This window comes from Algoriphagus sp. 4150 (genome assembly GCF_031457395.1).
Taxonomy (GTDB): Bacteria; Bacteroidota; Bacteroidia; order Cytophagales; family Cyclobacteriaceae; genus Algoriphagus.
This window is the reverse complement of the sequence record NZ_JAVDWS010000026.1, coordinates 36,437-59,009: the sequence shown is the minus strand read 5'-3', so window position 1 is coordinate 59,009 and position 22,573 is coordinate 36,437. Positions and strand designations below refer to the sequence as shown.

20 protein-coding genes are annotated in these 22,573 nt (G+C 42.5%); 13 read left to right on the top strand and 7 right to left on the bottom strand.

The genetic code is table 11. The features are described 5' to 3' along the window. Window positions 1-86 precede the first annotated feature (86 nt). The 7 genes from J2X69_RS22145 (at window position 87) to J2X69_RS22115 (ending at window position 8,403) form a co-directional block, all read left to right on the top strand. Complete coding sequence (locus J2X69_RS22145) at window positions 87-1,706, top strand: transcriptional regulator (RefSeq protein WP_310108238.1); 1,620 nt, start codon at window positions 87-89, stop codon at window positions 1,704-1,706. A 34-nt stretch (window positions 1,707-1,740) separates the two neighbouring features. Continuing rightward, window positions 1,741-2,289 carry a bifunctional pyr operon transcriptional regulator/uracil phosphoribosyltransferase PyrR gene (pyrR, locus tag J2X69_RS22140; protein WP_310108236.1) on the top strand — a complete coding sequence of 183 codons (549 nt, stop codon included), beginning with the start codon at window positions 1,741-1,743 and terminating at the stop codon, window positions 2,287-2,289. Between the two features lie 2 nt (window positions 2,290-2,291). Beyond that, on the top strand, window positions 2,292-3,218 hold the full coding sequence (locus J2X69_RS22135) for an aspartate carbamoyltransferase catalytic subunit (protein WP_310108234.1): 927 nt from the start codon (window positions 2,292-2,294) through the stop codon (window positions 3,216-3,218). Between the two features lie 65 nt (window positions 3,219-3,283). Continuing rightward, window positions 3,284-4,000, top strand: a complete 717-nt coding sequence (locus J2X69_RS22130) for an ABC transporter ATP-binding protein (protein ID WP_310108232.1) — start codon at window positions 3,284-3,286, stop codon at window positions 3,998-4,000. Further along, a complete protein-coding gene (locus J2X69_RS22125; protein WP_310108230.1) occupies window positions 3,993-5,633 on the top strand; it encodes a putative ABC exporter domain-containing protein in 1,641 nt (546 codons plus the stop codon). The genes J2X69_RS22130 and J2X69_RS22125 overlap by 8 nt, the downstream gene beginning before the upstream one ends. Window positions 5,634-6,331: 698 nt before the next feature. Beyond that, window positions 6,332-7,699 carry a pyridoxal-phosphate dependent enzyme gene (locus J2X69_RS22120; protein WP_310108228.1) on the top strand — a complete coding sequence of 456 codons (1,368 nt, stop codon included), beginning with the start codon at window positions 6,332-6,334 and terminating at the stop codon, window positions 7,697-7,699. Window positions 7,700-7,710: 11 nt separating this feature from the next. Next, window positions 7,711-8,403, top strand: coding sequence for a hypothetical protein (locus J2X69_RS22115; protein ID WP_310108226.1), 693 nt, complete (start codon window positions 7,711-7,713; stop codon window positions 8,401-8,403). Here the strand turns inward: J2X69_RS22115 and J2X69_RS22110 are convergent. From J2X69_RS22110 to J2X69_RS22100, 3 genes are all read right to left on the bottom strand, one after another. Continuing rightward, a complete protein-coding gene (locus tag J2X69_RS22110; protein WP_310108224.1) occupies window positions 8,390-9,118 on the bottom strand; it encodes a lysophospholipid acyltransferase family protein in 729 nt (242 codons plus the stop codon). The genes J2X69_RS22115 and J2X69_RS22110 overlap by 14 nt on opposite strands. 275 nt (window positions 9,119-9,393) lie before the next feature. Continuing rightward, window positions 9,394-10,662, bottom strand: a complete 1,269-nt coding sequence (locus J2X69_RS22105) for a HipA domain-containing protein (RefSeq protein ID WP_310108222.1) — start codon at window positions 10,660-10,662, stop codon at window positions 9,394-9,396. A gap of 2 nt (window positions 10,663-10,664) precedes the next feature. Then, window positions 10,665-10,979, bottom strand: a complete 315-nt coding sequence (locus J2X69_RS22100) for a helix-turn-helix transcriptional regulator (RefSeq protein ID WP_310108220.1) — start codon at window positions 10,977-10,979, stop codon at window positions 10,665-10,667. Between the two features lie 1,166 nt (window positions 10,980-12,145). Here J2X69_RS22100 and J2X69_RS22095 point away from each other — a divergent pair. From J2X69_RS22095 to hisIE, 5 genes are all read left to right on the top strand, one after another. Further along, a complete protein-coding gene (locus J2X69_RS22095; protein ID WP_310108218.1) occupies window positions 12,146-12,943 on the top strand; it encodes a phenylalanine 4-monooxygenase in 798 nt (265 codons plus the stop codon). Window positions 12,944-13,044: 101 nt separating this feature from the next. Then, a complete protein-coding gene (gene hisH / locus J2X69_RS22090) occupies window positions 13,045-13,641 on the top strand; it encodes an imidazole glycerol phosphate synthase subunit HisH (protein WP_310108216.1) in 597 nt (198 codons plus the stop codon). A gap of 163 nt (window positions 13,642-13,804) precedes the next feature. Beyond that, on the top strand, window positions 13,805-14,521 hold the full coding sequence (hisA, locus tag J2X69_RS22085; protein ID WP_310108215.1) for a 1-(5-phosphoribosyl)-5-[(5-phosphoribosylamino)methylideneamino]imidazole-4-carboxamide isomerase: 717 nt from the start codon (window positions 13,805-13,807) through the stop codon (window positions 14,519-14,521). A gap of 213 nt (window positions 14,522-14,734) precedes the next feature. Further along, window positions 14,735-15,493 (top strand): imidazole glycerol phosphate synthase subunit HisF, encoded by a 759-nt coding sequence (gene hisF / locus J2X69_RS22080; protein WP_310108213.1) that lies wholly within the window; start codon window positions 14,735-14,737, stop codon window positions 15,491-15,493. Window positions 15,494-15,780: 287 nt separating this feature from the next. Then, the gene (gene hisIE, locus J2X69_RS22075; protein WP_310108211.1) at window positions 15,781-16,380 is read left to right on the top strand and encodes a bifunctional phosphoribosyl-AMP cyclohydrolase/phosphoribosyl-ATP diphosphatase HisIE; all 600 of its coding nucleotides are present in this window, start codon (window positions 15,781-15,783) and stop codon (window positions 16,378-16,380) included. 20 nt (window positions 16,381-16,400) lie between these two features. Here the strand turns inward: hisIE and J2X69_RS22070 are convergent, their stop codons facing one another. Beyond that, complete coding sequence (locus tag J2X69_RS22070; protein ID WP_310108210.1) at window positions 16,401-17,720, bottom strand: S41 family peptidase; 1,320 nt, start codon at window positions 17,718-17,720, stop codon at window positions 16,401-16,403. A gap of 175 nt (window positions 17,721-17,895) precedes the next feature. Then, on the bottom strand, window positions 17,896-18,288 hold the full coding sequence (locus J2X69_RS22065) for a Dabb family protein (protein ID WP_310108209.1): 393 nt from the start codon (window positions 18,286-18,288) through the stop codon (window positions 17,896-17,898). A gap of 169 nt (window positions 18,289-18,457) precedes the next feature. On the opposite strand from J2X69_RS22065, the gene J2X69_RS22060 reads away from it, so the two are divergent. Next, window positions 18,458-19,444 (top strand): aldo/keto reductase, encoded by a 987-nt coding sequence (locus J2X69_RS22060; protein WP_310108207.1) that lies wholly within the window; start codon window positions 18,458-18,460, stop codon window positions 19,442-19,444. A gap of 32 nt (window positions 19,445-19,476) precedes the next feature. Here the strand turns inward: J2X69_RS22060 and J2X69_RS22055 are convergent, their stop codons facing one another. Next, window positions 19,477-20,376 carry a hypothetical protein gene (locus J2X69_RS22055; RefSeq protein ID WP_310108205.1) on the bottom strand — a complete coding sequence of 300 codons (900 nt, stop codon included), beginning with the start codon at window positions 20,374-20,376 and terminating at the stop codon, window positions 19,477-19,479. Between the two features lie 187 nt (window positions 20,377-20,563). Continuing rightward, window positions 20,564-22,369 (bottom strand): translational GTPase TypA, encoded by a 1,806-nt coding sequence (gene typA / locus J2X69_RS22050; RefSeq protein ID WP_310108203.1) that lies wholly within the window; start codon window positions 22,367-22,369, stop codon window positions 20,564-20,566. Window positions 22,370-22,573: the final 204 nt, after the last annotated feature.

Below are 22,573 nucleotides of genomic sequence, written 5' to 3'. Positions count from 1 at the left end.
GCATGAATATGAAAATTTAACTTCTTAGCGTTTTCTTACCCTTACCTAAAAATATAAAAATGAAGTGACAGAAAAATTATAAACATATGAAAAAATCAGTTTTACTTTTATTTCTTTTTATCCTCGGGTTGCAGGTATTCGCACAGCTTCGGTTTATTGAGCGCTACGAAGTGGCTTCAGGGTTGAATGATCCATTGTTTGAAATGATTAACTCAGAATTAGGCTTGATTTCCTTTAGGACTTTGCCTGAAAAAGGGCTGAATTTGAAACGTAATTTTCAATATTTTATCTCGGACTCTTCTCTTAATTCAGCAGATGGTCTGATAGAGTTTCCCGTGAAGGAGGGATATGATATGTTGGGCTATGATACGGACAAGAATCACCTGTTTGTGCTTTTCACAAAAGGATCCGCTATGAATTCGGCCAAGTACGTATTTCAGGTGGATTTGGAGACCAAACAAGGGTTGGAATTTATAGTCGACAATGTACTGAACATGGAGTTGGTGGAGTTTTTGGTTCAGGATCAAAAGGCAATTTTCATGGGTACTACCGACAGAAGACCGGTTCTGCAGGTCCATGACTTGTTAAGTAAAAGTGTCCATACATTTCAGGGTATTTATGGAAATGACACACAAATCCTTCAAATTCGGAAAATGCCTGAAACCCAATCGCTGGGAATAGTATTGAGTAGGAAGGGGGCACATAGGAGTCGTGACATACTTATCAATACCTATGATATGATTGGAAATGTCATTCAAGAGGTGAAAGTTGATCAGTTTGGAGATAGGGGGCAGGAAATCATGGATGGCATTCTTCTCTCCACGGGCAATTATCAGGAAGCCATGATAGGTGCTTTTGGGCTGGAGCGGAGAAATACGTATCAGGGCATGTACATTATGGATATCAATGAATTTGGAGAATTTGACTTTAAGCTGTACACGCTCGAAGATTTTCCGAATTTCTACAATTACCTGAATGAAAAGTCAAAAGCAAAAAAAGATGCGGAACTCCAAAAAGAACTGGATCGGGAGAAAATCCCTGCTATAAATAGTGTGTTTTCCATACGTACTGTACAGCAAACACCGGCTGCTTACTACGTTTACTTTGATCAATACACCGTAAATACCGGTCGATCAAGATTTCAAAACGGGATGTATTCACCTATGGGCTATCGCTACGATAGATGGAACAGAATGGGTATTCCTACCATTAATGATCCCTATCTGGCTAATCGATTTCCTATGACAGGCAATTACCAGACAGTGCCGGAATACCGGTATGTTTCCGCACATTTTGCGAAAGTAGCCAAGACGGGCCTAGTCCTGTGGGACAATGCAATTTCGTATAATGACTTGGTGACGGGCTTTCCCGAGGCATTTGGGGAAGTGGCAGTGGTGGGAGAGGATATGTATCACATGTTTGTGGAAAATCAAGCCATAAAGCTGAGTTTTTTTAGGAATGGAGAGAAAATTTTCGAAAACCTGGAATTCGAGCCGAAATTGATCAATGAAAATGAGCGTATCCGAGATACTAATCAGGAGAGTTTGAGATTGATACATTGGTACGATAGGTACTACTTGCTGTCGGGGACACAGCGTATTCGATACCTGAATGAAGCAGGCACTGACCAGAGCAGAGAGGCTTATTTTCTTACCAAAATAGTGGTGGATGGGGATATGTATCAGCCCGAACAACTCCCGGACTAGATTTTATTTTTATATTTACCCGCAAATCTACCCCATGCAAAAAAGGCTAGTCTTAGACGAAGAACAGATTGAGATCATACTCAGACGATTCTGTCATCAACTGATCGAAAATCACGATGATTTTGACAATACCGTACTTTTGGGTTTACAGCCTAGAGGACCGATTCTATTGGACAAAATAGTCAAACTTCTGGAAGAAATTTCAGGAGTGAAGGTTCCTTCAGGATACCTCGATGCTACTTTTCACAGAGATGATTTTCGGAGAAGAGACTTACCCCTCAAGGCAAATGAGACCAAAATCAATTTTCTGGTCGAAGGCAAGAAAGTAATCTTGGTCGATGATGTGCTGTACAAAGGCAGGTCTGTTCGCGCCGCTATGGATGCTATGATTGCTTTTGGCAGACCGCAAAAAGTAGAACTCATGGTGCTGGTAGACCGCAAACTCACAAGAGATTATCCTATTATGCCTGATTATTACGGCGTTCGCGTGCATACCTTGGAAAGCCAACATGTGCTGGTGGAATGGGCCGATCAGGGAAATGAAAAAGACGCAATTTGGATCACAGAGAAAGTTAACCCTTAACCATGTCGCAACTCAGTACGAAACACCTACTTGGAATCAAAAACCTTACAGAGGATGATCTTCAGCTTATTCTTGACACGGCGACAAATTTCAAAGAAGTAATCAATCGCCCGATCAAAAAAGTACCTTCTCTGCGTGATATCACCATTGCAAATGTCTTTTTCGAGAATTCTACCCGAACCAGACTCTCTTTCGAATTGGCTGAAAAAAGACTTTCTGCCGATGTAGTGAATTTTTCCTCTGCCAATAGTTCGGTGAAGAAAGGGGAGACACTGGTGGACACTGTGAACAATATACTTTCCATGAAAGTGGATATGGTGGTCATGAGACATTCCAGCCCCGGAGCACCGCATTTCCTTGCCAGAAATGTAAAAGCGAACATCGTCAATGCAGGGGATGGGACACACGAGCATCCTACACAGGCTTTGCTGGATTCCTTTTCCATCAAAGAAAAACTGGGAGATGTGGCAGGAAAAAAAGTCGCAATCATAGGTGATATTCTGCATTCGAGGGTAGCCCTTTCCAATATTTTTTGCCTTCAGAAACTTGGTGCAGAAGTGATGGTCTGCGGACCGATTACCCTGCTGCCAAAGTATATAGCAAGTCTCGGAGTGAAAGTAGAACTGGATGTGAAAAAAGCACTGCAATGGTGCGATGTGGCAAACGTCCTTAGAATCCAACTCGAACGGCAGCAGATCAAGTATTTTCCGAGTCTAAGAGAATATTCACTTTATTACGGCATCAATAAGAAGCTGCTGAGTCAGCTGGATAAGGAAATCGTCATCATGCATCCCGGTCCCATCAATAGAGGAGTGGAACTGAGCTCAGATGTGGCTGATTCGGATCATTCGATCATTCTGGAGCAGGTACAAAACGGAGTTGCGGTAAGAATGGCTGTACTCTATTTACTTGCAGGAACAAAAGGGTGAAATAATTTGAGATTTGATGTTTCAAATTTGAAATTGTTTTACCGTTAAATCTCAAACTCACTTTTATGCTAAGCGTAACCAATCTGGTAAAAACCTATGACAAGCAGAATGCTGTCAATGATATCTCCTTTGAACTTCAAGGTGGGGAAGTAGTAGGATTACTGGGGCCAAATGGTGCGGGGAAAAGTACCACGATGAAATGTATTGTTGGCCTACTGCGCAAAACCTCCGGGGAAATTACCCTGGGAGGATACGATCATTTAAGTGTGGAAGCGAAGCGCCTATTTAGCTATATCCCCGAGACGCCTTATGTCTATGACCTACTCACCGTTCATGAACACATGCAGTTTGTGGCGCAAGCGTATGGAGTGAAAGAGTGGAGAGAAAAAGCCGACGAGTATTTGGAGTTGTTTGAGTTGGCAGACAAAAGAGACAAACTAGGACGGGACTTGTCCAAAGGCATGCGCCAAAAGGTGTCTATTTGCTGTGCGCTTCTTCCGGATCCCCAGGTGTTGTTCTTTGACGAACCGATGATTGGTTTGGATCCTAAGGCAATCAAAAACACAAAAAAGATTTTTAGAGAGTTAAAAGAAGCCGGGAAGACAATCTTGGTCAGTACACACTTGATCGACAGTGTGGAGTCTATCGCAGATAGGGTGATGATTCTGAAAAACGGCAGCATAGTAGGAAATGACACCATATCAAATCTTAAACAGCAGTTTGTACAGGAAGAAGGAACTACTCTGGAAGACTTGTTTTTAGAAATGACCAAAGATGAATGAAATCCTACTGCTACTCAGGAAGGATATTCTCATCCTGATCAATAATCTCAAGCTAATACTCAGAAATCCGCTTCGACTCTTACCGTACGCGGGGATTGCGGGGTATATCTTCTTTATGTATTACCTCCGTCTCAGAAATAGAGGGGAGGATATGCAGACTCAAGAAATGCCTGAACTGGACATGAATAGCATTCCGGAAGTGAATTTTGCGATGCAAAATATCATTGGGGGGGTGACAGTTCTGGCTCTAGCCTTTCTGATTTACCAACTCTTCAGAGCTACTAAAAACAATGTCAGTTTTTTCAAAATGGCTGATGTAAACCTGCTTTTTACCTCACCCGTAAAGCCGGAGAATATCCTCATTTACTACATGGGTAGATCAATTTTGCCTTCCTTAGGCGGAGCGATCATTTTTGTGGGGTATGCATCGAGTCAAGCTATCGATACATATGATTTGAATGTTGCGAATTTCATTTTCCTGATCTTGGCGGTAGCACTTTTCTTTTTTATTGTTTCTCCCATCAAATTCCTGGTTTACACGCTGAATACCAAGTACGATGTGATGGAGTATATCCGTACGGGAGTGATCGCATTGGCGATAATTCTCTCAGGGATGATTGTTGTTCCGGGTATGCTGGCGGAGAAGTTTTGGCAGGGGATGTTTGCATGGATTGGTTCTCCATGGTTTGATTTCTTTCCGATTGTGGGGTGGAGTCGTGGGATCGCAAGTTATCTAGCTCATGAGAATGCGATTTTGTCGATTGGATTTATAGTCCTTTATGGCATCGCCTACTTTGTTATTTTAAAACTCGTCATCCAGTTTGCAGGATATTATTACGAGGATGTGCTGGAGGCAACCAAGTCGAATGAAGAAAAGCTTGAAAAAGTAAAAGGGAAAAAACAAGTCGGAGAGAGTTCTTACAGCCTCAACACCAAAAAGAAACTTGCGCTTCCTGATTTTGGAACAGGAGCAAAGGCATTTTACTGGAGAAACTATGTACATAGCTCCCGTCAGGATTTCCATCCGCTTTTTGGGTTGTATTCTCTGATTATGGTCGGGATAGGAATAGTGCTGGCAGTACTTTCTTTATTCGAATGGTTTTCACATAATTTCCTGTATGTGTATTTATTCATGATGTTGTTTATCTATTTTTTTGCCGGAATAGGAAGAGCCAATGTAGGTGACCTGAAAAAGCCCTTTTTCATATTGGTTCCTGCTTCCTGGGCATCCAAATTTTGGAATATGATTAAGTTGGATATTTTGCAGATTGCCTTGTTTTGCTTAGCACTGATTATACCTTCTGTCTTGATCGCAGGATTAAATTGGTATATCATTCCACTATTTCTATTCGCAACAATAGAAGTGTATTTGGTTGGTTTTGGGATCAATATAATTCCGCAGATATCTTTGGACGAGGGTTGGGATAGGAAGCTGATTAAGCCATTTATGATAGGTGGAATAGTGCTGTTTGGTTTTATTCCTTCTTTGGCATTCAGTATTCTCGCTTTTATAGCTTCTAAGCAATTCGTCTGGGCGCTTTTTGGAGGTACCTTTGGGATGTTTTTTGTTGCGGCTATTTTGATGCATGTGACGCTGGATGTATTGAAGCGGTTGGAATTTAAGGAGGTGTAATAGAAGGTGATGTTTTTTTGAACCACAAAGTGCACGGAGCTTTTACGCAGAGGGCACAGTTTAGTGGTAATGTGTATGCTGAGTACCTGCCTCCGTAGGAAAAGCCCCCTCTTTTGCTGCGTCATTGCGATGAACGAGGTACGAGAGAAGAAGCAATCTCCAATTCAATTTCCTGTTACTCTATGTTATCCCGCTTCTCCAGAAGCTGGATCTTCTATTCTATAGTCCGTTATCCTGCTTCTCCGGAAGCTGGATTCAATTTAAAGACTCCATAAGAGCCTCACTCATGGAAATAAGAAATTGAAGATGCCGGTCGTGATGACCCACCTACCGGAGGGCAGGCACGAACGGCGGTAGTGAATAAACCTGAAAAGTGAGTCCTAGTTGACAGTATTCAGTCGCGGTTTGCAGTGTTCAGTCCTCAGTCCCAGTTGTGATAAGCCGAATTTTATTCTGTTTTAACTTTCTAGGAATCGATTCAGCAAGAAAATTCCTGTAATTTTAACCTGGATTACGCATTAGGATTCGTAGAAGCATGTCCCGATTCTTTTCGGGAAGGTTTCAAAGAGCAAGAAAATCAGTCACTTTGGACCCCGATGGCTATCGGGAGAAAAGTGCGGCTGATTTTGAAGCAGATTGAAGCCGGAGTAGATTTTCTAATGCGTATTTCAGGTTTAAGTTACCAAATCTAACAGGCTATGATCTACAACTCAATAATCGATACTATCGGAAATACACCGATGATCCGTCTGAATAAGCTTGCCAAGCACATTAAAGGGGAAGTTTTGGTGAAGGTGGAATACTTCAACCCGGGTAATTCCATGAAGGATCGTATGGCGATCAAAATGGTGGAAGATGCTGAGAAAGCAGGTTTGCTAAAACCGGGAGGAACCATCATAGAAGGAACAAGTGGGAATACGGGAATGGGCTTGGCGCTGGCAGCAGTGGCAAAAGGCTACAAGTGTATTTTCACCATGGCGGATAAGCAGTCCAAAGAGAAAATCGATATTTTAAAAGCTGTAGGAGCTGAAGTGATCGTCTGTCCGACAAATGTCTCGCCGGAAGATCCTCGGTCCTATTATTCCATTGCAAGGAAATTAAATCAGGATATTCCGAATTCCTTTTACCCAAATCAATACGATAACCTGTCCAATACCGCCGCTCACTACGAGACGACCGGACCTGAGATATGGAAGGATACCGACGGGAAAATCACCCACTATGCAGCAGGTGTAGGGACAGGAGGCTCCATGTGTGGAACAGCCCAATACCTCAAGGAACAAAATCCCAATATTGTAACCGTCGGCATTGATACCTACGGTTCCGTATTCAAGAAGTACAAGGAAACAGGCATATTTGATGAGAAGGAGGTTTATCCCTACCTGACTGAAGGCATTGGCGAGGACATTCTCCCAAAGAATGTGAACTTCGATATGATAGACCATTTTATCAAAGTGACGGATAAAGATTCTGCGGTCATGACCCGACGATTGGCTAGGGAAGAAGGCTTATTTGTAGGTTGGTCCTGTGGATCGGCTGTGCATGGAGCTTTGGAGTGGGCAAAGGATAATTTGAAAGAAGGGGATCAGCTGGTGATTATTCTTCCTGATCACGGTACCCGCTATCTGGGCAAAGTGTACAACGATGAGTGGATGAGAAATCACGGTTTCTTGGAAGACAGGACTTTCTCCACTGCCAGAGATATCATAGCGCAGCGGAACGGCGCTTATACTCTGGTTTCTTCGTTGAAAACAGATTCCGTTCGAGAAGCGATTGGTTTGATGAACAAAACCAGTGTGTCCCAGATTCCCGTGATGGAGAATGGGGAAGTAGTAGGTAGTTTGACAGACAATAAATTGCTTGCCAGAATTATCGATAATCCATCCTTGAAGGATGCTTCAGTAGCTGATGTAATGGAGGATTCCATGCATTTTGTAGCATTGGATAGTACACTGGATGTGCTTTCCTCTATGGTGGAAAAAGAAAAAGCGGTGCTTGTACGTGATGTGCAGAATCAAATCCACATCATCACCAAGCATGATATATTGGAGGCTTTCACCAAGTAGGCTATCCCTCCATGCAGAATAAAAAATTAGATAGTCTGATTGCATCAGCCGATATTGAGTTTGATCTTAAAGCAGTCTTTTCAAGAGCTTGGGAAATGTATAAGAGCCAAGCGTTGATGAATTTCTCATTCATGCTCCTATTGCTCTCGCTTCAGGGCATGGTTGTGCTCTACGCTCCCCAATTCACACTCGTGTACAGTCTTGTCCTTGCCCCACCACTTTATACAGGGTTTTTCTTGGTGGCAAATAAGATGAGTGGAGGAGAGAAAGTCACTTATGGGGATTATTTTATGGGGTTTAACTACTGGATGCTTATGTTTAGTATCTGGCTTATAGGTCAGGTTTTGGTTTCACTCGGACTTATTCTGTTTATTGTTCCCGGGGTTTATCTGGCAGTTTCCTATATGTTTGCGGTGTTGTTCGGGATTTTTGGAGGCTTCAATTTTTGGAACTCCCTTGAATATAGCAGAAAGCTGGTCTCCCGTAATTTTTGGCAATTCTTTGTGCTGGCAGTGATTTTAGTGTTGGTGAATGTTGTTCCGGCGGGCTTGCCATTTCTGTTCCCAAGTGGAGGAGTGATATTCGCATTGTGGATTTGCGTGTCACTGCCGGTAAGCTTTATGGTGATTTATGTGATTTTCGAGGACCTAACCCGCGATGTATTTAGTGAGGAGGAAAAAGTATCAGAAATTACTCATGTGTGAGAAGCATGGCTTCCAGTCTTGATCGGCATTTCCCGGAGAGTTCGTCGACAGCAGTTTCGGAAGGTGCAGGAGGATAAATGGGTTTGGAATAGTAGATTTTCACCTTACCGGGTCTGATCAAAAGCGATCCTTTTCGCATGATTTTATTTGCGTCGATCACTGCAATGGGAAGGATAGGAATACCCGTTTCTACCGAAAGACGAAATGCGCCATACTTAAATGGTAAAAGAGTGGCTTCACTGTCATTTCGTGTGCCTTCCGGAGCCACTACGGCAGAGATCCCCTTATTAAGAAAAGTGACCAATCGAGCTATGCTTTTCCTTCTGGATTCGGCATCTGTTCTGTCCACCCAGATGGCTACTTTGCCCACCACCCAGCCAAAGAATGGAATTTTGGACAATTCCTTCTTCCCCAATGCTCTTACTTGCTGGGGGATAGCAAGGGGGATTATCGCCGCATCCAAAAATGAACGATGGTTGAAAATATAGATGTATGGCTCGTCGCGGTCAATGATTTCCCTGCCGTGAAACTCGTAGCGTATTCCCGAACCGAAAGACCAAATTCTAGCCCAAATCCGGATAAACAAAAAAGACAGTTTTCCTCCCGCAGGGCTGATGCTCACAGGAATTACTATAAACAGTCCCAAAATCAGGAGCAGTGTGAAGAAAAGCACAATGGAGTAAATGGTGAATATTGCCTGGAGGATTTTTATCATTCGGCGGAAAGGGTAATTTTGGGTATAAATTTAATCTTCACTCTTTGCTTGCAGGAGCCTCCGAGCGTTCGGGGGCTCCGTTTTTTTGATTGTTGGTGAAAATTAGGGACTTTCTCAGGGCTATGTGCTAGTGACCAAGAGCCTGCTATCGAAATATATGTGGAAATTCATGTATGATTGAGAAAAAGTATATCACAGTGTTGTTAATAAATGAGTATAAAATCGGGATTTTTCCGATTATCTGATACTATGTAGATTGGGTAGTTTCATAGAATTCAATTCTCGGATTGACTAAAAGCCAAGGCCTTCAGTTCTTGTTGAACTCTTGGGATTCCATGACGATTGGCCAAATCACGCCAGTTTCTTACAGAGGTTTTGACTGTGTTTATTATTTCCTCAGCTTCGCTTTTGTTCAACCTAAAGAACCCGTGAACCTCCATGGCCAGTCCTAGGTCTAGAGAGTTGTCATTTTCGGAAATATTGAGTTTCAGTCCACGCCCTGTTTCAACAGGATTGATATCATAGGCTGGAGAAAGAACCCAACCTTCAGTAGTCAGTAAGAAGCCATGGTTTCTTAGGTGGTCATCCGTATTGGATACACATATGCTGAAAACGATTCTTCTCCAAAGTTCCTTAAGATCATTCTTTACACGGCCCCCATGTGTACTTATAAAATCCACAAGCTCCAAATAGCTTACGCCTTCAGCAGCATGTTCTCCGTCATTATAGCCAAGCTGTGTCATGGCAGAGGAAAAATGAATGCGCTCACCGTCGTTACCCCTGTCAAACCTTTTAGTTAAAAACGTGTGTCTGTCACTTGAAAATTTGCGGGCTTGAGACTCCGCCATATCAATACCGGCACTTACCGCCATTTCATGGGTTACCATTTCCCAAGCTCCTATATCCTCATTGTCATTTTTACTGGGGAATTTGGCAATCCACAAATTCCCATTAGGATCTAGAACACTGGCTTTAGGTCTTGCTCCTCCCAGAGAAGATCCGGGAGCAACTAACATATTTAGCCAGTCCAGATATTCAGGATCATCTATTACATCATCATCTTCCAGTCTTAGACTTATTTGCTCAAGCTCTCGAATAGATGTCCATGGCGGGCTGGCCAATCTCTCATTATTACTTAAGAATGGTCCCTTATGATCGGTTTTGAACCTGAGTCCTCCCATGCGGTGACCATCATAAACCCCGAGAAGAAAGTCTGTTTCAAATAGCTTGTTTTCTTTTCTATCATTTAGTCTCGCTTCCGCTGCCTCCCTTCTCCGCATTAGTATTCTCCCCCATCTATCAGGTGATGAATCCAGGAACATCCCAAAATTGGGTTTTTCACTACTAGCCAAATATTGAGGGCCATCATAGAATTGTAAGTCAGGATCAAGGATTAAGGCAAACCCAGATGCCAGCCATGTTTTATCATAGCTAAATGAAAAAACCTCTTTGCCTTTTGATTGGTCGGTCATAAGAGTTCCCATTAACTTAGGAGCACCGAGTTGATGCCAATCGGCATATACATGTATTTCTCTTGTTGCCACAACTAGTGTCTTTTAGGAGCCCTGTTTTTTGTTGCCAATCCTGCATCCTGTAGCTTTCTACCCAGCTCATCATCCTTAGCTAATTTCAGGATATCTTTTTCAAGTCCTAAGACTTTGAGCACATTTAGATAATATCCAATGCTTACGCTTGATGAACCTTTTTCTATGCTATAAATAGTCCTTCTGCTTATCCCAGTCCTTTCTGCCAGTTGATCCGCACTCAGTTTCCTGCGAAGCCGTGCAAGTCTGATTTGCTCACCGACCTGATCCAGGAGTAACTGTAACTTTGGTAATATTATTGGTTTACTGTTTCCCATAACTTGTAATTAAGGTAACTAATATACGATAATTTGTACGTATAATTGCCAGTTATGAATTAATTTATACATGGCGCTAATTATAATATCCATCTGCTCTAGTCTGGGTATAACAGGCTCTAAAAATACCACCACAAAAAAAAATCTAACCACACGACGACATTTCTAAGTCACTGCATAAGTTTTGCGACAAAATCTGAAGTAATACCCTTTATTGAATTGATCAGCTCACATAAATCTCACCTAACTCCTCAACTTTGGATGATTTCCCTGCCATGAAACTCGTAGCGTATTCCCGAGCCGAAAGACCAAATTCTAGCCCAAATCCGAATAAATAAAAAAGACAGTTTTCCACCCGCAGGGCTGATGCTCACGGGGATGACTATAAACAGTCCCAAAATCAGGAGCAGTGAAAAAAAGCACAATGGAGTAAATGGTGAATATTGCCTGGAGGATTTTTATCATTCGGCGGAAATGGTAATTTTGGGTATAAATTTAATCTTCACTCTTTGCTTGCAGGAGCCTCCGAGCGTTCGGGGGCTCCGTTTTTTTCCGAAAGGCTGGTTTAACCATGATGGACACAGTGCATGACATAAAGAGCACAACTTAAAGTTAGTCTCCTTTGACTGATTTTCCTGCATCACAGGAGTCTAAGGTAAATCCGGCCACTGTTTCTTGTGAAGTTCTAATTCGAGATGTGCTTTTAGAAAGCTTGGTAAAGAATAGATGATTTTTGGAGGGGAAATAGGCATGACCGTTTGAAATAAATTGTTTATGAATTTACATTCCGTAAATTAGTGACGTGAAATGAGTTTGATTATCCCATTTGACCACTAAAAATAATTAAAATTAGAAAACACAAGTGAATCCAACACCAAGAACTTTCGTGCATCATTCTTACCACCATCTTCGATGAAGGGGTAGGATGACTATGGATTTTTGGTAAAAAAATAGATAGAGGCCTATTCCCTGTGGAATGGGCCTTTTTTATTTTGCTGTCTTTGATAGCTATGCTGCTTCTCCAGAAGCAGCAGGCAGTTTGAAAGTCCTGCTTCTGGAGAAACAGGACAACTGAGTGGTTTGTGGAGACACAAACCACGGCGTGGGGGACAGAGCAACAGAAACAGAATAGCAAATAATACAGAATATACCCAAATACTATGAGCATGAATGCAAAACAAAAAAACTGGGTCTTTAGTGACCCAAGACTCCAAAAGCTAAGGCAGGAGTATGAATTGTACACGGAGGAGGATTTTAAAGTCTGGAAGATTCTCTTCGAGCGTCAAATGCCGAATCTGCCCAAAGCCGCTTCCAAAGCTTATCTCGAAGGAGTGGAGCAGGTGAAGTTCACGGCGGACAAAATCGCCAACTTTGAAGAGTTGAATCAGGTTTTGGCAAAAAGCACCGGCTGGGAAGTTCATGTAGTACCCGGGCTGATCGATGATGACTTGTTCTTTGGGTTGTTGAATAACAGGCGTTTTCCTTCTTCCACTTGGCTGCGTACAATGGAGCAGCTGGATTATCTGGAAGAACCTGATATGTTTCACGATGCTTTTGCACATATGCCGCTGCTCACAAATCAGCCCTATGTGGACTTTCTGGAAAAGCTCTCCGGGATAGCCTTGAAACATATAGACAATCCATGGGCGATCCAGTTGTTGAGTAGGATTTACTGGTTTACGATCGAGTTTGGACTGATAAAAGAGGGTGGAGAGTTAAAAATATACGGTGCGGGCATCTTAAGTTCGGCAGGAGAGACTAAATTCAGCCTTTCAAATGAACCTGCCCATCTTGCTTACGATGTGCGAAGGATTTTGAATCAGGAATACTGGAAAGATCGCTTTCAGGATAAATACTTTGTGATCGAGAGTTATGAGCAGCTTTATGAATCGCTTCCCGAGATCGAGAGAGTGCTGGAGGAGATGTTGGGAAGTAGGGAGACCGAAGACCGAAGCGGGAAGTAGTAAATGTGTCAGTGGTGAAATATAATAAATAACACGATCAAAGACAGAAGACCGAAGAATAGTACTTCCCTCTCCTGTCTTCCGTCTTTGGTCTTCGAAGAATGAAAATAGCAGTAATAAAATATAATTCTGGCAATGTGCAGTCGGTGCTCTATGCACTGGAGCGATTGGGAGTGGAAGCTGAACTGACTGATAATCCGGATAAAATCCGGGCTGCCGATAAAGTGATCTTTCCCGGTCAGGGAGAGGCAAGCACTGCGATGAGATACTTGAAAGAGCGGAAACTCGATCAGGTGATTTCTGAAATCAAGCAGCCGTTTTTGGGCGTTTGTCTGGGATTGCAATTGCTTTGTGAGCATTCAGAAGAAAATGACACAGCGTGTTTGGGGATTTTCCCGGTGAAAGTAAAGCGGTTCGTACCGGAAAATTCCATGGAATTCAAGGTGCCGCATGTGGGTTGGAATGAGCTGGAAAACTTGGCAGAGACTCCACTCTTGAAAGATCTACCCGCTGAGCCATTTGTGTACTATGTGCATAGCTTCTATGCTGAGTTGAGCGAGTTGACGATTGCCCAGACACATTACATCCATGATTTCTCAGCGATTCTCCATCGGGATAATTACTATGCCATTCAGGCTCATCCTGAGAAAAGCGGGTTGGTGGGCGAGAAGCTGTTGGAGAACTTTCTTTCTCTTTAAAAATATTGTAAAAATACTTCGACTTCCCGCCATGGCGAGACAAGCTGCTCAGGGTGACTAAAGCTTATGTCAGGTCGAGCGGAGTCGAGACCATTTTAAAATTACCTCAAACCTTAAATAATGGAGTCTTGATTCTTGAATCTTGCTTCTAATATCTCAAAAAATGCAAATTATCCCAGCTATCGACCTCATCGGAGGCAAATGTGTCCGGCTAAGTCAGGGCGATTACAGCAGCAAAAAAGAATACCATGACGATCCCTTGGAAATGGCCAAGCGCTTTGAAGGAGTGGGGATCCGTCGTCTACATTTAGTGGATCTCGATGGTGCCAAAGCAAAGAAGATTGTGAATGCGGAAGTTTTGCAGCGGATCAGTGCCGGTACAAGTTTGCAGGTGGATTTTGGTGGAGGTATCCAAGCGGATGAGGAAATTGAGAAAGCTTTTGAATTGGGAGCCAAACAGGTAACAGGAGGAAGTATTGCTGTGAAGAATACTGCACTGTTTGAAGCCTGGATTATTAAATATGGTTCTGAGAAAATTATTCTTGGAGCAGATGCCAAGAATAAAAAAATCGCTGTGGGAGGCTGGGAGGAGACTACTACCGTTGACTTGATTCCTTTTATCAAAGACTATGTAGCCAAAGGAATCAGCTATGTAATCTGCACTGATGTGGCGAAAGATGGTTTGCTACAAGGGCCTTCTGTTGATTTGTACAAGGAGATTCTTGAAGAAATCCCCGGTGTGAAATTGATCGCCAGTGGGGGAGTTTCCTCAGTCCAAGATCTGGAAGAATTGGAGAAAATCGGTGTCTATGGTACAATCGTAGGGAAAGCGTATTATGAGGGTAGGGTGACGCTGGAGGAGCTGGCAGTGTTTGTTTGATTTACTAGTGTATTTACGAATTACGATTTTGGATTTACGAGATAGAACTGAACCTCTATCATCATCTCCAATTCTGACCATCCTGAAGGGTTAACCATTGGGATACTGCTAAACACTAAAATTGAGCTCGTAAATCGTAACTCGTAAATCAAAAATTTTAAGTTCGAATGAAAAACGCCGAATAATGAATTTTGAAGTTTTGAATACTATAAAATGCTAACGAAGAGAATTATTCCCTGTCTGGATATCAAAGAAGGCCGTACTGTCAAAGGCGTAAACTTTGTAGAACTTCGGGATGCCGGAGATCCGGTGGAGTTGGCAAAAATCTACTCTGACGAAGGAGCTGACGAACTGGTGTTTTTGGATATCACGGCTACGGTGGACAAGCGTAAGACACTGGCCGAGCTGGTGACTAAAGTGGCTAAGACCATCAACATTCCTTTCACCGTGGGCGGGGGAATTTCTACCATCGAGGATGTGAAAGTTCTGCTGAATGCAGGCGCGGATAAGATTTCCATCAATTCGGCTGCTGTCCATAATCCACAGATCATCAATGAAATGGCTGCTGAATTTGGTTCTCAGTGTATTGTAGTTGCCATTGATACAAGAAATGTGGATGGGATTGATTTTGTACATACGCATGGGGGAAGAAAAGCAACTTTGCTGAAAACTCAGGCTTGGGCTCAGGAGGTATGTGATCGGGGAGCAGGCGAGATCCTGCTGACTTCCATGGACCATGACGGTACGAAGTCAGGTTTCTCCAATGAATTGCTTGCGGAGATTTCATCGGTACTCTCCATTCCGGTGATTGCCTCTGGTGGAGCGGGCACAATGGCACATTTCAAAGATGTGTTTACCTTTGGCAAAGCGGATGCTGCATTGGCAGCAAGCATTTTCCACTTTAAGGAAATAGGGATTCCCGAGTTGAAAGGGTATTTGGGAAATGAAGGGGTGAGTATTAGGAAGGTTTAAAAAACATGATTATCCGCAATGATGCCAGTGGCTATAATTCTTTGGTTTACTGGCTAGAAGACCCGCCACGGCGAGGCAGGCCGATGACGGATGACCGAAGTAGCCTAAATGATAAAGTTCACCACATCCTTTGATGCTTTAATATCTTTAGTGGTAGAAAAGAGGATAACTATATTGAATAATTAGTGATAGTTTTCTAAAAGGATTTTTGAACTTATTAGGGAAATAAAATAGTAAGTAATAATCAAAACCTTCGGGGTTTTGGAAACCCCAAAGGGTAAAAAGACATGAACATAGATTTTAAAAAAATGGATGGTTTGGTACCGGCAATAGTGCAGGATGCGCTAAGTGGGAAAGTCTTGATGCAGGGCTACATGAACGAAGAGGCAGTTGCTAAAACCAAGGAATCCGGGATGGTGACTTTTTACAGCCGTAGTAAAAATAGACTGTGGACCAAAGGTGAGACTTCGGGTAACTTTATGGAGCTGGTAAGTATGGCTTCGGACTGTGATGGCGATGCTATTTTGGTGAAAGCAAATCCCCAGGGGCCTGTGTGTCATACGGGCGCTGATACTTGTTTTGAAGAGGATAATACTTCCAAAACAGGTTTTATCGACCAGCTGCGGGCGATCATCAAGGACCGTAAAAACAATCCCACGGATACCTCTTATACCGCTTCACTTTTTGCCAAAGGTATCAATAAAGTAGCACAAAAAGTAGGTGAGGAAGCAGTGGAGATCGTGATCGAAGCAAAGGATGACAACAAGGAGCTGTTTATGGGTGAGGCAGCGGACTTACTTTACCATTATTTAGTTTTGCTGGAGGCAAAAGGCTATGAACTGGATGAGGTGATGGAAGTGCTGATCGAAAGACACAAGAAAAAGTAGCTCTTAGGAAATCTCTTTCATTAGAAAGCCGGAAACTCTTGCTTCAACCCCTTGAACTGATCAATCATTTCCCATTTGGGTCTATAGAAAGAATCGGAAATTCTTCCTCCGGCATAGCCGTTTTCGATAACCATAATTGCTGATGCCAAGCGTAGGTCTTTCTGATCCCCCCAGTTGAACTGCGGAGTGTCGCCTACATAAAGGTCAGCGGGAAATCCATCGAAGTATTCAGCTTTTCCTTCAGAATTGGCGATCGCGAAAGTAATAGGCACTAACTCCACATTATTTTCCCGGAGTGTTCTGTTATAGCTGGAGAGTGGAAAAGAGCCTACAGGCTTGCCATAGGTATTGTCACCGATCAACGTAATATTGACATAGGGATTTAGGGAATTGATTACCAATTCCGATGCTGAGGCCGTTCCTCTCGAAGTGATGAAGATTAGGTTCTCGAGATTTAAATTCCCTTTCTTTTTGAAGTTTATGCTTTGTTGCTGATCTGTTTTCAGTGAATTCAGCTTATTGGTGTACATCAGCTTGTCTGAGTGGGAAGCTTGAATCAAGTAATTGTTGATTTGCTCTGCTACTGCTACGGAGCCTCCTCCATTGTATCGTAGATCGATGATCAATGCATCTATGCCGGCAGTTTCAAAAAACGACATGGATTCATCTACCTCCAAGCTCTTGGTAGGGGTTTGTCCCGCAGTCGCCTTGAAACTCTGATACACCCAATAGCCTACTTTTTTACCGGGGAGATCAATGATTTCCTGGTGTAAAACTGAATTTGACTGGTATTCAGCTTTTGCATTCGTCCTTGTGGTGGTGGTTCCGTCCGGTAGTTTGAAGGTAAAAGAATTTGTGATTCCGGGATCTGAAGTTCCCAGTTGAAAGTCGTATCCTCCGGAAGCATTTTTGTACGCTGAGATTGCTTTTCCGTTGATTTCTGTGATTTCCCAACCTCTCTTCCAGCCATCTTTTCCCGCAGGAGACTCATCATACACAAAAGTCAGGTAAAGTCTTTCAGTGGCATCGAAAGCAAAACCGAAACCATGACCGGCATTTCTACCTACAAATGCATTGTTAAATTCATCCTGTGTAGTCAAGTAGGAAAAGCGGTCCAGAGGTTTGTAAATAATCGCATCCAACAGCTCCTCATTGCTTTTGTATGCAGAAGTATTGATGGTGGCAGGAAGCCGGTCGTTCCAGTAGTACCATTCTTCCATGGAATCAAAAATAGCACTTCTCACTTGCTCTGATTGCGGGTCAGGGATTATGTCATCTTTAGGATCGCATGACCAGATGAATACTGCCAACAAACCGAAAATCCATTTTGACTTATTCATAAATACCTGGCTTAGCTGTTGTTAATTACGAATTAGGTGAGGTTTTAGACTTATATTACTGGTGAAAAGTACTAATAAACCTGTCAGGTTTTGCAATAAGAGCAGTTCCAACCGAATGATTCCTCGAATATGGATGGAGCGGACCTGACAGGTTTTAATTCATGCGGGTATCAGCTTAGATAGCAATATCGTATACTTGGACTTTTTTCCACATGTGGGAATACTTTTCGATAAATTCCAAATGCGTTGGGTCTGTCTGATAGACTAACTGATCTTCTAAGCTATCAAAGAAGGCGGTACAGGCCACTTGGAAGCTATGATCGACTACATCCCTTGCTTCGGTGGCTGCAGGAGTGCCTGCGATGAATTTGCCTACAGTCTTGCATTTTCCCAGCATTGGGACAGCTTCTGTGAGGAATTCTTGGGTATTTGCTTCATCATGAAGCCAAAAATAAACTTGGTGAATCATTTTTTGTTTTGCCATTTCTTTAGCGATTGAGGTTATAGGTAAGACAGCAGTAGCACTTGCCACGCCGATGGTTTTGATAAATTGTCTTCTTGATTTCATTCTTGATAATTTTAGGTTTGAGGGCTTGATGGATTTTTTGAATGGATAAATATCGGTTTCATCCGTGATTCTAAAGATAAAAATTTAAATTACTTTTAGATAATCGGGCGATTTTTAGCCATCCTACTAATCCATTATTCTTCTTAATTGAACATAAATCAGTATCAGTATGAATTACAGAACTTTAGGAAAAACCGGTTGGAAAATTTCTGAAATTGGTCTTGGCACCTGGCAGGTAGGGGGAGGTTGGGGATCTCCTTTTAATCTTAAAGTGGCTGAGGAGATTCTCCATGCTGCTTTTGACAAAGGGGTGAATTTCGTGGATACTGCTGACGTCTACGATGCGGGGCTAAGTGAAGCAGCAGTGGGGGAAGTAGTACGGCAAAGATCCGAGAAAATTTACGTGGCGACTAAGTGCGGCAGAAGAATCCAGCCTCATATTCATGAAACTTATACTATAGAGAAACTGCGTCGACACGTAGAGGATAGCTTGCGCAATACAGGGTTGAATAGATTGGATTTGATTCAGCTACACTGTCCTCCTACACCTGTTTACAAGCGAGACGAAATATTCACCTTATTTGAAAAGCTGAAGTCGGAAGGTAAAATAGCTGCCATGGGAGTGAGCGTGGAGAAGGTGGAAGAAGCCAAACTGGCTATGGAATATGAGGTTGTTTCCAGTGTTCAGGTGATTTTCAATATGTTTAGGCAAAAACCTGCCGAAGAGCTACTGAGTATAGCGGCTGCAAAAAATGTAGGGTTAATAATTAGAGTACCTCTGGCAAGTGGTTTACTCTCCGGGAAGATTACAGAGGACACTACTTTTTCCAAAGATGATCATCGGTATTTCAACCGGGAGGGAAAGGCTTTTGATAAGGGAGAAACCTTTGCGGGAGTTCCTCTGGAAAAAGCATTTCCCGCGGTGGAAGAATTAAGAGAACTTTTCAAAGGCGACGGCTCCTTGGCTGCGATAGCGCTTCGCTGGATCCTTATGTATCAGGAGGTAAGTGTGGTGATTCCCGGCGCTTCCAAATTATCCCAACTGGAGGCAAATGTAGAAGCCGGGAAATTACCCGATTTGACCAGTAGTCAGATGTTTGAGGTTAAGAAAATATACGATAAATATATTCGTGCTGAGGTCCATGATCTGTGGTAGTAAGTTTTTCTTAGTAGGATATTCAGAGCATTCTAATTTTTGCTCATTATGGGTTTGATGCTTTGCATAAATTCACTTTCTTGAGTCTGCAGTATGTAGTTGTAAACGGTGTTTTTATGCCTTTCCAAAAGCGTCAATATGCCATCGCGGAGACTGACCACTTCCAATTCATTGGTTTTTGATCGGATGCCTGAAGTAGATACATAAAGCTTTCCATCCCTTTTTACCAAATTTTCAATTTGGTTTGTAATAGGTAATCGGCTCTTATCGTATTCCAATGACATTTCCATTTTAGGACTGAAATCATTTCTGTTCAGCGTAAATGTCTGATACAATACATATTCAGATCCTTGCAGTTTTTCTTGAATTTCATTTAGGTTCATCGGCGTGGAACTAAACGCTTGGCCGAAAAGAACAGTTTGAGTGGACTGGCTTGGTGTATATTCGTTTCCGTAATAATTACCACGTGACTGTGCATCAGATATCAACACCACGTTTGCACCTAACATGGAAGCTTCCGCCTTCATTTTGTCCAACGACCGATTTTTCACATTATGCATACTTGAAAAAACTGTGACACCTGTAGCCTTACTGAAAAGTTCTCCCTTAACCTCAAGTCCTTCTACTTCTTGGGGAACATAGGTTATGTATACTTTATCTGCATCTTCCAATCCTTTGACAGGATGAAATGGACTTTCAAATGACTCTTCACGTCCGCTTGCAAATACAATTTTGTTGACCTTATGTTTACTTACTGAGTAAACCGTGCTTTCTTCAGGATAGGTGTATTTAATCAAGTTGGCGCCAACTTCCTTAACCTGTACTTCTTTGGAACCTTCGGCAAAGAATAACACATCATTTTTTGATTGGGCTAGTACTGAGGATTCTAAAGTTAAAAATAGGAGTGAAGCTACTACTAGTAGATATTTCATTATGCGTGATATTAAATGAGAAGTTAGTTTGATTACGTGAATGTAAAAACGAAGGTTCTTAAGGTGAAAGGAATAATTTACCAAATAACTAAAAAAAAATCCCCCAGACTTTCATCTGAGGGATTCCATATATCCTGACTCTAGAATCTTGGCTCTTTAATCTCGGCCTATTGGTTCTACAATCTAATTAAGCGTCTTTCTTCGCCATTCTGGTTCTTTCACCTTCGTCCAAATAGATTTTTCTCATTCGGATAGACTTTGGAGTGATCTCTAGGTACTCATCTTTTTGGATGTATTCCATAGACTCTTCCAAAGAGAACTTCTTGGCAGGTACGATTCTTACGTTGTCATCGGAACCGGAAGCACGCATGTTGGTTAATTTTTTGCCTTTCTGCACGTTCACCACGATATCATTGTCACGGGAATTTTCACCGATTACCTGACCTGCATATAGATCATCTCCCGGATCTACGAAGAATGTACCTCGATCCTGTAGCTTGTCGATGGCATAAGCAGTACACTGTCCGCCTTCCATAGAGATCAACGAACCGTTCGTACGGCCTGGGATAACGCCCTTAAATGGCTCATAGGAAGTAAATCTATGGTTCATGATGGCTTCACCCTGTGTAGCTGTAAGCATGTTGTTTCTCAAACCGATCAAGCCTCTGGAAGGTATGTTGAACTCCAAGTGCTGAAGGTCACCTTTTGGCTCCATGATTACCAACTCACCTTTACGCTGAGTAGCCAGTTCGATTACCTTTCCGGCAGTTTCCTGAGGTACATCCACTACCAATGTCTCGATAGGCTCGCACTTCACTCCATCGATTTCTTTGAAGATCACCTGAGGCTGACCTACCTGAAGCTCATAACCTTCTCTTCTCATTGTCTCGATCAATACTGACAAGTGGAGGATACCACGACCATAGACAAGGAATTTATCTTCAGAATCAGTGGATTCTACACGAAGTGCCAAGTTTTTCTCGGTCTCTTTCATCAAACGATCTCTCAAGTGACGCGAAGTCACAAATTTTCCTTCTTTACCGAAGAAAGGAGAGTTGTTGATGGTGAAGAGCATGTTCATCGTAGGCTCATCGATAGAGATTCTCGGAAGTGCTTCCGGATTGTCCACATCTGCGATGGTATCACCGATCTCAAAATCTTCGATTCCTGTTACCGCGCAGATATCTCCCGCACCTACTTCAGTTACTCTAAGTTTACCAAGACCTTCAAACGTATGAAGTTCTTTTACTTTCATCTTTTTGATAGAACCGTCAGCTTTCATCAATGCGATTTGCTGATTCTCCTTGATAGTTCCTCTCTTCACACGTCCGATAGCAATTCTACCCACAAAGCTGGAATAATCCAGAGAGGTGATCTGCATCTGAAGTGTACCTTCGTCGATTTTTGGAGCAGGGATATGTTCCAATATTGCATCCAAAAGAGGGAAGATTGTATCTGTAGGGTTTTTCCAATCAGGACCCATCCAGTTATTCTTAGCTGATCCGTAAAGCGTCTGGAATTCCAGCTGCTCTTCGGTAGCGTCCAAGTTGAACATCAATTCAAAAACTGACTCTTGTACTTCGTCAGGACGACAGTTTTCTTTATCTACCTTGTTTACTACTACGATAGGAGTCAAACCTAGATCCAACGCTTTGCCCAATACAAATCGGGTCTGGGGCATAGGGCCTTCGAAAGCATCCACCAAAAGGATTACGCCATCAGCCATTTTCAATACACGCTCTACTTCACCACCGAAATCGGCGTGACCAGGGGTATCGATAATGTTGATTTTAGCGTCTTTGTAGCGAACGGATACGTTCTTTGAAAGAATGGTGATTCCTCTTTCACGTTCCAGGTCATTGTTGTCAAGGATCAAATCCTGAAACTGCTGGTTCTCTCTGAAAATCTGAGAAGCGTGAATGATTTTGTCCACGAGTGTAGTTTTGCCGTGGTCAACGTGTGCGATAATCGCGATATTCCGAATATTCTGCATTGTTTGCCTGATTGAAGGCGCAAAAGTACAAATAAAATTTTGGAGTAAGGTTATCTGCCTGTGAAGTTTGCCTGAATTATAGGGTGTTAATGCGGGGGAGATGATTTTTCATTGTCAAATAAAGGATCCATTAATCATTTTCCCATTTGAACAAGGGAATACTTTGGTTAGCATTGCAATTACATTTTGCTGTTCACCATTCAT

Bases quoted from the DNA above. Each gene is read 5' to 3' on its own strand.
- J2X69_RS22145 (WP_310108238.1), top strand. From the start codon at position 87: ATGAAAAAATCAGTTTTACTTTTATTTCTTTTTATCCTCGGGTTGCAG.
- pyrR (WP_310108236.1), top strand. From the start codon at position 1,741: ATGCAAAAAAGGCTAGTCTTAGACGAAGAACAGATTGAGATCATACTC.
- J2X69_RS22135 (WP_310108234.1), top strand. From the start codon at position 2,292: ATGTCGCAACTCAGTACGAAACACCTACTTGGAATCAAAAACCTTACA.
- J2X69_RS22130 (WP_310108232.1), top strand. From the start codon at position 3,284: ATGCTAAGCGTAACCAATCTGGTAAAAACCTATGACAAGCAGAATGCT.
- J2X69_RS22125 (WP_310108230.1), top strand. From the start codon at position 3,993: ATGAATGAAATCCTACTGCTACTCAGGAAGGATATTCTCATCCTGATC.
- J2X69_RS22120 (WP_310108228.1), top strand. From the start codon at position 6,332: ATGATCTACAACTCAATAATCGATACTATCGGAAATACACCGATGATC.
- J2X69_RS22115 (WP_310108226.1), top strand. From the start codon at position 7,711: ATGCAGAATAAAAAATTAGATAGTCTGATTGCATCAGCCGATATTGAG.
- J2X69_RS22110 (WP_310108224.1), bottom strand. From the start codon at position 9,118: ATGATAAAAATCCTCCAGGCAATATTCACCATTTACTCCATTGTGCTT.
- J2X69_RS22100 (WP_310108220.1), bottom strand. From the start codon at position 10,979: ATGGGAAACAGTAAACCAATAATATTACCAAAGTTACAGTTACTCCTG.
- J2X69_RS22095 (WP_310108218.1), top strand. From the start codon at position 12,146: ATGAATGCAAAACAAAAAAACTGGGTCTTTAGTGACCCAAGACTCCAA.
- hisH (WP_310108216.1), top strand. From the start codon at position 13,045: ATGAAAATAGCAGTAATAAAATATAATTCTGGCAATGTGCAGTCGGTG.
- hisA (WP_310108215.1), top strand. From the start codon at position 13,805: ATGCAAATTATCCCAGCTATCGACCTCATCGGAGGCAAATGTGTCCGG.
- hisF (WP_310108213.1), top strand. From the start codon at position 14,735: ATGCTAACGAAGAGAATTATTCCCTGTCTGGATATCAAAGAAGGCCGT.
- hisIE (WP_310108211.1), top strand. From the start codon at position 15,781: ATGAACATAGATTTTAAAAAAATGGATGGTTTGGTACCGGCAATAGTG.
- J2X69_RS22070 (WP_310108210.1), bottom strand. From the start codon at position 17,720: ATGAATAAGTCAAAATGGATTTTCGGTTTGTTGGCAGTATTCATCTGG.
- J2X69_RS22065 (WP_310108209.1), bottom strand. From the start codon at position 18,288: ATGAAATCAAGAAGACAATTTATCAAAACCATCGGCGTGGCAAGTGCT.
- J2X69_RS22060 (WP_310108207.1), top strand. From the start codon at position 18,458: ATGAATTACAGAACTTTAGGAAAAACCGGTTGGAAAATTTCTGAAATT.
- J2X69_RS22055 (WP_310108205.1), bottom strand. From the start codon at position 20,376: ATGAAATATCTACTAGTAGTAGCTTCACTCCTATTTTTAACTTTAGAA.
- typA (WP_310108203.1), bottom strand. From the start codon at position 22,369: ATGCAGAATATTCGGAATATCGCGATTATCGCACACGTTGACCACGGC.